This window comes from uncultured Gimesia sp., assembly GCF_937919775.1.
In the GTDB taxonomy this organism is placed as follows: Bacteria; Planctomycetota; Planctomycetia; order Planctomycetales; family Planctomycetaceae; genus Gimesia.
Genome location: NZ_CALFPF010000493.1, coordinates 1 through 9,480, shown reverse-complemented (window position 1 = coordinate 9,480; position 9,480 = coordinate 1). Strand labels below are relative to the sequence as shown.

At 48.0% G+C, this 9,480-nt stretch carries 10 protein-coding genes; 1 reads left to right on the top strand and 9 read right to left on the bottom strand.

Annotation, left to right across the window (positions count from 1 at the left end; genetic code table 11):
* The 8 genes from Q0294_RS14030 to Q0294_RS13995 form a co-directional block, all read right to left on the bottom strand.
* Nucleotides 1-1,114: hypothetical protein (locus Q0294_RS14030; protein WP_299466512.1), on the bottom strand; the 1,114-nt coding region annotated here is incomplete at its 3' end.
* Nucleotides 1,115-1,349: 235 nt separating this feature from the next.
* The gene (locus tag Q0294_RS14025; RefSeq protein ID WP_299466509.1) at nt 1,350-1,769 is read right to left on the bottom strand and encodes a response regulator; all 420 of its coding nucleotides are present in this window, start codon (nt 1,767-1,769) and stop codon (nt 1,350-1,352) included.
* 318 nt (nt 1,770-2,087) lie between these two features.
* Nucleotides 2,088-3,170, bottom strand: a complete 1,083-nt coding sequence (locus Q0294_RS14020; RefSeq protein ID WP_299466506.1) for an alpha/beta fold hydrolase — start codon at nt 3,168-3,170, stop codon at nt 2,088-2,090.
* Between the two features lie 200 nt (nt 3,171-3,370).
* The gene (gene fabF, locus Q0294_RS14015; protein ID WP_299466503.1) at nt 3,371-4,654 is read right to left on the bottom strand and encodes a beta-ketoacyl-ACP synthase II; all 1,284 of its coding nucleotides are present in this window, start codon (nt 4,652-4,654) and stop codon (nt 3,371-3,373) included.
* Nucleotides 4,655-4,833: 179 nt separating this feature from the next.
* Nucleotides 4,834-5,322, bottom strand: coding sequence for a 3-hydroxyacyl-ACP dehydratase FabZ family protein (locus Q0294_RS14010; RefSeq protein WP_299466500.1), 489 nt, complete (start codon nt 5,320-5,322; stop codon nt 4,834-4,836).
* 158 nt (nt 5,323-5,480) lie between these two features.
* The gene (locus Q0294_RS14005) at nt 5,481-5,867 is read right to left on the bottom strand and encodes an acyl carrier protein (RefSeq protein WP_299466496.1); all 387 of its coding nucleotides are present in this window, start codon (nt 5,865-5,867) and stop codon (nt 5,481-5,483) included.
* Nucleotides 5,868-6,063: 196 nt separating this feature from the next.
* Nucleotides 6,064-6,816: a 3-oxoacyl-[acyl-carrier-protein] reductase gene (gene fabG, locus Q0294_RS14000; RefSeq protein ID WP_299466493.1), complete on the bottom strand. Its 753-nt coding sequence runs from the start codon at nt 6,814-6,816 to the stop codon at nt 6,064-6,066.
* A 74-nt stretch (nt 6,817-6,890) separates the two neighbouring features.
* Nucleotides 6,891-7,379 (bottom strand): 3-hydroxyacyl-ACP dehydratase FabZ family protein, encoded by a 489-nt coding sequence (locus Q0294_RS13995; protein ID WP_299466491.1) that lies wholly within the window; start codon nt 7,377-7,379, stop codon nt 6,891-6,893.
* A gap of 521 nt (nt 7,380-7,900) precedes the next feature.
* Here Q0294_RS13995 and Q0294_RS13990 point away from each other — a divergent pair.
* Nucleotides 7,901-8,512 carry a PilZ domain-containing protein gene (locus Q0294_RS13990; RefSeq protein ID WP_299466488.1) on the top strand — a complete coding sequence of 204 codons (612 nt, stop codon included), beginning with the start codon at nt 7,901-7,903 and terminating at the stop codon, nt 8,510-8,512.
* 6 nt (nt 8,513-8,518) lie between these two features.
* On the opposite strand, the gene Q0294_RS13985 is transcribed toward Q0294_RS13990, so the two are convergent.
* Nucleotides 8,519-9,313 carry an SDR family oxidoreductase gene (locus Q0294_RS13985; RefSeq protein ID WP_299466485.1) on the bottom strand — a complete coding sequence of 265 codons (795 nt, stop codon included), beginning with the start codon at nt 9,311-9,313 and terminating at the stop codon, nt 8,519-8,521.
* Nucleotides 9,314-9,480: the final 167 nt, after the last annotated feature.

Genomic DNA, 9,480 nt, shown 5'->3' with positions numbered 1-9,480 from the left:
GTTTACGGTTGGAAAGCGAGTCACTCGTCTGAAGATAAAAAGAAGGTTCGATCAATACGGGTAGACGATCTTTGATTTCGATTGCCAGTTCGCTGGCCAGGCCTCGCTGATTCTTGAAATTTCGCAGCGTATCAAACAGCTCACCAGCCCCTTTGATTTGCCAGCGTACCATCCACAGCTTTTCGTGGTTGGCCGGTTTACGGGCAAGGAGTGCTTCTTTCATCAAATGTTTGAATTGTTCCCGGTTTGTTTCCGGGTCCAGATTCAGTTCGATGACGAGCCAGCGAACTACAGCGACTTTCAACAGGCGATGTACCAGGGGCGCTTCTGGTTCGACAGTAACCAGTGTCACCCCGGCCTGTTTGTGTTCGTCAAAATTGAGTCCTTGAGCTGTGCCCGGATGATGGGCAATTCCGGGCTGCATTTCGAATGTCTGGCGCTGAGTTCCTTTACACAGTGCAAGGTAATCTACGGCCACTTCGTCGATTTCATCCGACTGCCAGTCGAGAGGAAAAAATTCGCCTGGTAGAGTCAGGGGGACGGATTGATTTGTCTTCGCGGACTGAGCAGCAGATTCTGTTGGTACACAGGCGGAAATGCAGCCAATCGAAAGTGCGCGTTGATCGTGCTTATTAAACAGTTGATTGCGTTGATTCAATTTTAAGGGCTGTTGTTTTTTGTAGTGAGAGGCCCCCAGAATCTGAAGGGTTGCCACGGTTTCTTCTTCGCGCATGATGTCGAGTATGTCATGATCCTGTGGAGAGAGAAACGTGACGTTGCCGGGCCAGTGGTATTGTAAATCCCATGCACTCAACGGATCGTGTTGGCCGGGAATAATGAAGACCTGAATGTTTTCAGATGCCAGTTGCTGGAACCCTTCGATCAGCGCAATTCTGGCGAGAATGCTGTAATCCTCATCGATAAAGGTATTGCCAGTCAGTAATAGAAAGTCGATTTTATGCTCCAGGCATGCTTTGACGATCTCTTCGAATGTGGCCAGGGTGCAATCTTCGAGACTGGTCTGCGCTGCTTTGGAAACCGCGCCTACCCCCTGAGGTTGATGGTCGAGGCGCAGATTACTGGCGTGGATGAACCGTGTTGGTACGAATGGCATGGCAGACTCCCTTCCGCCGCACGACCTGCTTGTGTGGTTTTTCGTGTGACGACACTGGATGCAGGAGGCAGGTATGCTTTTAAGAAAAATAGATTCGAGGGGAAGTGTACTTCACTCTGCAGTTTATGAAAAGTCGATTCCGCAGAAAAAGTGGCTGCGATCTGAGAGGAATGCGGAGATGCCGACAGCGATGGCACTGGGCACCACAAGTGGTTCTGCCTCGAAAACAGTCCGTCTAGTTTCCTAACCAGGAGGGGATGTCCGGGTCGTGGTAGGCATCCAGCAGGGCATGAGAGACAGTGGAGACTAATTCTTGCCTTTTGAAGGGCTTGGACAGAACTTCATATGCATTGGCGGCACTGGCATCCTGCCGTAATTCATCGGTCGCGTCCGCTGTAATCAGAATGCAGGGCAGAATGGCATTGAACTGTTTCATGATGCGGACTGCTTCCAAGCCTGTCAGAACGTCCATATGCATGTCGAGCAGAACGATATCCACCCGGATTTGCTCTACAAGCTCGACTGCTTCTTCACCTGATTCCGCTTCAAAAAGCCTGAAATAAGGGGCAAAAAGCTCTTTGAGTACATTGCGGAATCCGGCGTCATCATCAGCAATCAATAATTGATAGGGAGTCTGAGACCTGGCAATGACCATGTTTTATTTCACCAATTAACTTCGGAAGTTCAACTACATCAGCGCAAATTTAAGGTAAGCCTAGCCCAAAATTCAAATCATGCAAATATCTATCGAACAAGCTATTAAGATTAGCAAATCAGATACCATTACCGAATAGAAATGAGTGGTTGTCTGTAAGTGGTTTCCCAGAAAATGGTTAGGTGTTGTTGGGCAGGGGCGTAAATTTACTTTTGGAATCGACGTTGCAACTTTTCGATACAAAAAAGACATTTCTGCTGTCAAATAGGCAGTAACTTGTGGCATGACAGATCTCGCGACACTCAATCCGGATTCAGGCTATGCGGAACGTTTTTTTAATCTGATATGTTGATCAGGATCGATGCCATCTTCAGCTACCAGTTCCGATTCTGGTTCGTTGGTCATTTGTTGCGGAGAATTGCTGTCTTGCCGCTGTGCGACTTTCAGAGACATTTGTGAGAAGAAGTTGATTAACGCAGCATCGTATTGCTGAGGCTGAGTATACCGGCTGGCATTATGGATGGCCTGTGGAACAGAACAGACAGTAACCCGGGAAGGACGCATTTTTTTGATGATCAGGTCCGTCATGTGTGGAACGACACTTTGATCATTTTCTCCCACAATAAATAACAGGTTTCTGTTCTTCAGAGATTTGAGGTGAGGTTTCAAATTCACGTAATGGCAGCCCTGACTCTTTTGTGAGTACCAGATCATGATCCGAAATGCACGGACGACCTCCCAGGTTGGGACCAACTGAATAAACATGCGCGGTAAGAATCGTTCTCCCCAGCGAATTGCATGATCCAGAAAGAGTTCCTCATTTACGAAAGCTCCTTCACAGGCAACAAATTGAATATTTGAAGATTGTGTGGCAACAGCCAATGCTGTACCCGCACCGCGGCTCATGCCCAGGAGTCCTACAGGTAGATGAGCCCATTCCGATTGTTTCTGGATAAAGTGAATGGCTGCTTTGACATCGCTGATCTCATGATCGGATAACCAATGGATCGAGTGGTAATCGGGATCAATGTCGCTTTCGCCGTGATTTCGAAAGTCAAATGAGAATACTGCGAAGCCGGCTTCGAGCAAGCCACGGCACTGGAACAGGGCAATTTTTCCTGTTGACTTAAAGGGATGGCAAAAGAGAATCAGGCCTTGAGGATCAGAATTTTCAGGCGTGGCGACGAAGCCGTGTAATGTCAGTCCACTGGAAGTCGGAAAGGAAACGTTCTTAATCCGGATGCTCTCATCATTGACTGGCAGCTGGTTCAGCGTTCCGGCCAGATTGAAACGGTCTGGCATGGGAGAAAAGAGCACGGGATAGGCGGCACGCATAATACAATATTGTACGATCAGTTCTATCAGAATCACGATCAGGGTGCACGAAAGCAACCAACTCACAGCCTTCTCTCCATGCAGGTGATCTCGCTTGTCTATTGGTGATGTTGTCTCGTGATTATATAAGCTAAGTTCGAGGCTTCAATATTAATTGAGGCGATTGGCCAGTAACGATCCTGTCACAGTGTACTCAGTTGCAGATTAAGCGTTGTTATCAAATGATTGAGTCTGGGGGGTATTTTCGTGATCTACAATCAGAAGTTTTAGTCCTTGAATTCTGAGAAAATCAACGCAATATTCTGGCCGCCAAATCCAAAGCTGTTTGAAAGTGTCGTTGTTACATTTGTCTGGCGTGCTTCATTGGGAATGTAGTCCAGATCACAATCCAGGTCGGGTGTTTCGTAGTTGATTGTGGGAGGAACAACGTTATCGCGAATCGACATCAGGCAGGTGATCGCTTCGACGCTGCCTGCTGCGGCGATCAAATGCCCCATCATGCTTTTGATACTGGAAACAGGAACTTTATAAGCATGTTCTCCGAGTGCTCCCTTAATCGCTTTGGTCTCTACTTTATCGTTCACAGCGGTACTGGTGCCGTGGGCATTGATATAGTGAATATCTTCCGGATTGACGTTCGCATGGTTCATGGCCATTTTGATGCATTTGATGGCGCCGCGTCCTTCGGGATGAATGTCGGTGACACGATATGCGTCTGCACTGGAACCATAGCCGACGAGTTCTCCGTAGATATGGGCACCACGTTTCCGGGCTCGTTCCAGGTCTTCCAGAATCATCATGCCGGCTCCTTCGCCGAGGACAAATCCGTCCCGGTTACGATCGAAAGGGCGAGATGCTTTAGCGGGATCATCATTATGGGTGGAAAGCGCTGTCAGCAGGCTGAAACCGGTGACGCCAAACGGATGAATCATGCTGTGCGCTCCGCCGGAAAGCATGATGTCCACATCACCGCGACGAATCAGCTCGGATGCTTCGCCGATTGCCTGACTGGAGGCGGCACAGGCGGTCAGACAGTTGAGGTTCGGTCCCTGAGCATTAAAGAGGCTGGCCAGATGCCCGGCGGGCATATTCGGTTCCTGCTCAAGTTCGAAGCGTGGATTAAGCTGTTCCAGTCCGACTTTGGTAAACTTTTCCAGATCGACGTGGCCATCATTTTGCGCCTGCGCGATGATCTTCATAAAGGTGTAAAAATCCTGTTGCCCTTCGCCGGCGCCGAGATAAACACCGAATAAAGCAGGATCAAAATCGTCGTCGAGGATGCCGGAATCTTTGACAGCTTGTGTTGCAGCACCGATGGCATAGCGAATATTGCGTCCGGAATGTTCAAAGCGATCCAGGTTGTCTACATAGTCTTCCAGATGGAAGTCCTGTACTTCCGCTGCAAAACGGGTTGGAAAATTCGAGGCGTCAAAATGAGTGATATTGGAAATTCCGCATTTGGACTCCTGGAGTGCTTTCCAGGTGTCTTCCACAGTTTTCCCCAAAGGAGTAATAGCACCTATTCCAGTAATGACAACACGGCGGTTCATGGCTTCAAATTCTAGTTTTTTAAATTGAATTTTGTAACAGCAGGCAAATCACAATGTTGTTTGACCCAGCCAGAAGTGATTTGCTGCCAGATAATCTATTCGGTTTTCGAATAGTAGAATTATTATTGTAGTCAATTTAGAATCAAGGCCTCCATACCAAGGTTCCAAAAATAGGTGACTCAGGACTGATCTTCACCGGTTCCCGCTTTTCCGACATCGAGAATTCCCAGCAGATTCATTGAAAAAACAAAGTTTTTCTGGTTGATCGCCCCGAATTCGGAGTCACTTTGATCGAGGTGGACAAATATGATGCTACCTTCTGCAACCAGGCGATCCCCCACCATGGCTGTGACATCGACGGCACCACCCTCCTCGCCGGCATTGGTAATTTTTGCCGTATAAATCAATTGGTCTCCCGGACAGGCCCAGCTGTGAAAGGTCATCTGCGGCACTTTGGCCAGAATCACAATGTGTTCAAAATTATTGATTTCGCCCAGTAGAATGCCTCCGGTTTGTGCCAGGCCTTCTATCATCAGGGACCCCGGCATTACCGGGAAACCAGGAAAGTGATCGTGTAAATGTTCTTCAGCAAGTGTGACATTTTTCACACTTTTTGCGTAAGAACCACTTTCGAATTCAATAAAGCGATCTATCCAGAACCATCGCATTTTTATGAACCTTTAAATTGCTGACTTGAAGCACGGGTAAAACCAGCGGATCAATTTATTCATTGCTGTTTGCATCAAAGAAAATCTGACAAAGGCGCACAGCCCACCATTGTGAGCTGTGCTTCCACAGGTCAGTCGGTTTGATCATTTTTTACCAATTAGGCAAGCCGCGATTCAAGGAAGTTGACCAGCATATCGACGGTAAACAGATCCTGCATTTTTTCTACTTTGGGGTCGGCCACGAATGAATCAACGTCCGCGTGGGGCATCTTGACCCGTAGTTCTGCGATGCCAGCTTCGGTGAATACACCGTCTTTAACAAAGCCGGAATCCGAAGAAGCAATATTTTCGGGGAACAGTTCACCGCGGGGGATTTTGATATCGAAAGCTTTTTCCAGCCGGAATGCGATGTCAAGAAAGTCGATAGATTCGGCGCCGAGATCACCCATGAGAGTGGCCTCAGGCACGACTTCGTCATCGTCCAGTCCGAGAGCGTCCACCAGTGTTTCACGAACGGAATCGAAGATTTCATCTCTAGTTGGCATCTGTAATTACTCCTTGGTTCGACCGGGTGGTCGATTAGTCCCGCCGACCCAGCCTGATTTATAAAACTATTCGGCGGGAAGAATAGTTTTGACGGTTCTCATTAACGATAAGTTGAATTGACCCAATTCTCAGTATACCGCTAACACAAAATATTTCTTCCGAAAACGGCAACGAGCTGTTTCGGAATGACGTAGATTAAATTCCACCCAAAGTTAATCCGCCATCGACAGCCAGTGTCTGGCCGGTAATGTAGGATGCTTCTTCACAAGCGAAAAACAGTACCGCATTGGCAATGTCTTCCGGAAGACCCAGACGACGGGCAGGGATATGTTTTTTGATCTGATCGCCGGCTGCATTCCGCACGTCGACGGTCATATCCGTTTCAATAAAACCGGGAGCGACCGCATTGACAGTAATGCCCCGTTTTGCCAGTTCTGTCGCCATGCAACGGGTAAATCCAATGATTCCCCCTTTACTGGCGGCATAGTTCGATTGCCCGGAATTTCCAAAGTGAGCAGCGACACTCGACATATTGATAATACGTCCATAACGCTTTGACATCATCGGGCGAGTCACTGCCTGACTGAAGTTGAAAACGCTGGTCAGATTGGTGTCAATCACAGCCTGCCAGTCTTCTGCAGACATGGTTGCCAAAAGTCCATCGCGAATGATGCCGGCATTATTGACCAGAATGTCGATCTTTTCCCACTTTTCAATGACCTGGTTGACAGCCGCATCAGCTTCTGTTTTGTTCGCGACATCTGCTTGAATGGCGATCGCCTCGCAATTCTGGTCTGCGAGTTCTTTTACCATTTGTTCGGCAGCTTCCGCACTGGAACGGTACACAAAAGCAACCTTTGCCCCTTCACGGGCCAGGGCCTGCACGACGGCTTTACCAATACCGCGGCTGCCGCCGGTTACCAACGCTACTCTTCCTTCCAGTTTCATTCTTTTTCCTATCTAGTTATTTAAATTAATCATGGTTACTTTGACAGAAACCGAGTACACAGGCAAACCCAATTTCAGGTGTTCGTTCGCCTGTTGGGGTTCCAAAGTTGCCCAAACTGTAATTGCAGATTTTTGATCTGATCTGCATCAGTCTCTGCCATTGAGGGGGTTTTGTCCCGCAGATTAAATTGTTCCAAGACGATCCGGCCGCTGACAGCGGTTTCGCCTTCTACTTCGCTGGAAGCTTTTAGTGTGCACAGATTTCCGTCCCATTTTTGAATGCTCAGAGAGACGCGGAGTTGTTTCCCCGGGGTAACAAAACTATTAAAGCGAATGGCTTTGGTCTGCTTCAGCAGGACTGTGCTGTACTGAAAATCATTTGTGTAACGCATCAACCAGGCACCGGCTTGCACGATTGATTCCACCATTAATACCCCCGGCATGACGGCAAAGCCGGGGAAATGGTCCTGTAAGTATTCTTCTGCCAGCGAAAGATTTTTGATAGCCGTAATCGACTTACCTTTCTCCAGCTCCAAAATTTGATCGACGAGCGAAAATCGCATGCCTGTATTATCTCGCTACCTGTCAGGGAAGGGTAGTAATCGGGTAAACCGGGAGAGCAGAAGCGTGTCTGCTTGATGAGACTCACGAAATTTACTGTGATTGTCAAACCGGTTTAAATATAGAAACCCCTATCGATGATCGAACCGACAAAACTTCATTCGATTCTTAAGAGTCATTGGAAACGTGGCAGTATAATTGCCTGATACCCGTTTCTCAAGCTAGTCGCTTGCCTGACAATCCTGAAATCCTGTGAATTTTTAACGTTTTGTGTTCACGTGTTGTAAGTGACTATTTTGTAATATATTACAGCTTATTGACGCCAGGTTTTCATGTCGTTGTTTGTATACTTCAGGAAGAACTCAGTTCTCAACAGTGCCTTTCTTTGAAAAAAAGAACCTAAGATTTTTGACCATAACCTTTTAGTGAACTAGATTTTAGTAAGCGTATTGCCGGTAGTTCGTTACTGGTGTCTATGTTGATGAATCGATATTTTGTTTTTGATTAAAATAGGTTTAAGCAAATGAATATATTACTGGATGCCGAACCAAAGACTGTTTCTACCGCAGATAATGCCACAGAGATTTTATCCTCTTCTCATTTGAAGTTGATGGAACCGATCGCATACCGTCACTGCCTGAGTGGTTCTGTTCGCGCATTAAAGGCTCGGAAGAGCAGTCTTGATTGTTCCTGGAATCAGATTCTCAAGAAGGTACGGGCAAATTCACAGGACATCACAAGGTCTCCGGTCAGGGCTCAACAGCGGGAAACGAAATCCTGCGACCGTCGGGAGTTTCCGCGGCACGCCAGTGAAGCGATTGTTCTTGCCTTTGGTAAGGATGAACCAAGCCTTTCAGGGGAAGGGGATCAGCCAGTCGATAAAGGTTTTGCGATCAATGTCAGCCAGAATGGGATCTCATTTGCTTCCCGATCGCAGTTCAACCTGCGGGAGGAATTGCAGCTACATGTAGAAGATCGACGGGTAGATTTTACTCTGAATGTGACAGCTTCGGTCGTGCGTGCTACTCCACTGGACGATCAGTTCTGGCGCATTGACTGCAAGCTGGTAACTCCGTTAAGCGATCAGCAGGTGGCGCACCTGAAAGAGCACGTTCCTTCCTGCTACGCAGGATAATACGTTCTACATCCCCTGTGGTGGGACGCCCAGTGATTTTCCACCGTCAATGCGAAGTGCAGTGCCGGTAACCATCAGGGCGTCTTTGCTTGCCAGATAACAAATTGCAGAGGCAACTTCCTGAGGTTTGATCATTCTCCTGTGGGCGGCGGCAATCGGGCTGGCACGAATCATCAATTGCGTGAGTCCCTCCGGGTCTGCTGCATTGGCGAGATCGTCATTCATCATCCCGGTTTCACCGACAGGCCCGGGGCAGACACAATTCACGCGGATATTGTCTTTGCCGTGGCAGAGACCCAGGCTCTCAGTAAGAGCGACAACGGCGTGTTTGCTGATTGAGTAAACGGGATCATGCACGCGGGGGAGCAGACCCGCATTACTGGCTGTATTGATGATGGCCCCGCCACCTGTCGCCAGCATGTATTTTATGGCATGTTTACAGCCAAAAAATGTGCCTTTGAGGTTGGTGTCGATGCAGGCGTCCCATTCCGACTCGGTGACCTGATGGATCGGCTTCACTAATCCGATGCCGGCATTGTTGACCAGGATATCGATTTTGCCATATTTGCTGACAGCCGCTTCGATCAAAGCCTGTACTTCGGATTCCTGGCGTACATCACATACTATTTCCACGATTTCCAGTCGGGAGAATGTTTCTCGGTTTTCTTCGAGGTGATTTACATCACCGGCAAAAACATGTGCACCTGCTTCAGCCATCATAATGGCGGTGGCGCGCCCGATGCCGTTGCCCCCGCCGGTAATCACGGCGACCTGGTTCTGAAAGTTGTATTGGTTTGTCATGGTTCCAGATTCTGTCTGAAAAAGGCCAGGAAATGTGTTCGCGCGTCCTGTATTTCTGGTTTTGGAGGTTTGACAGGCGGCTCATTCCCGATATTTTTGATGATTTATGGTGATATTATGTTTGTAAAGTCTATTTTCAAAACGGTTTACGAGGAATTTTCTGGTTG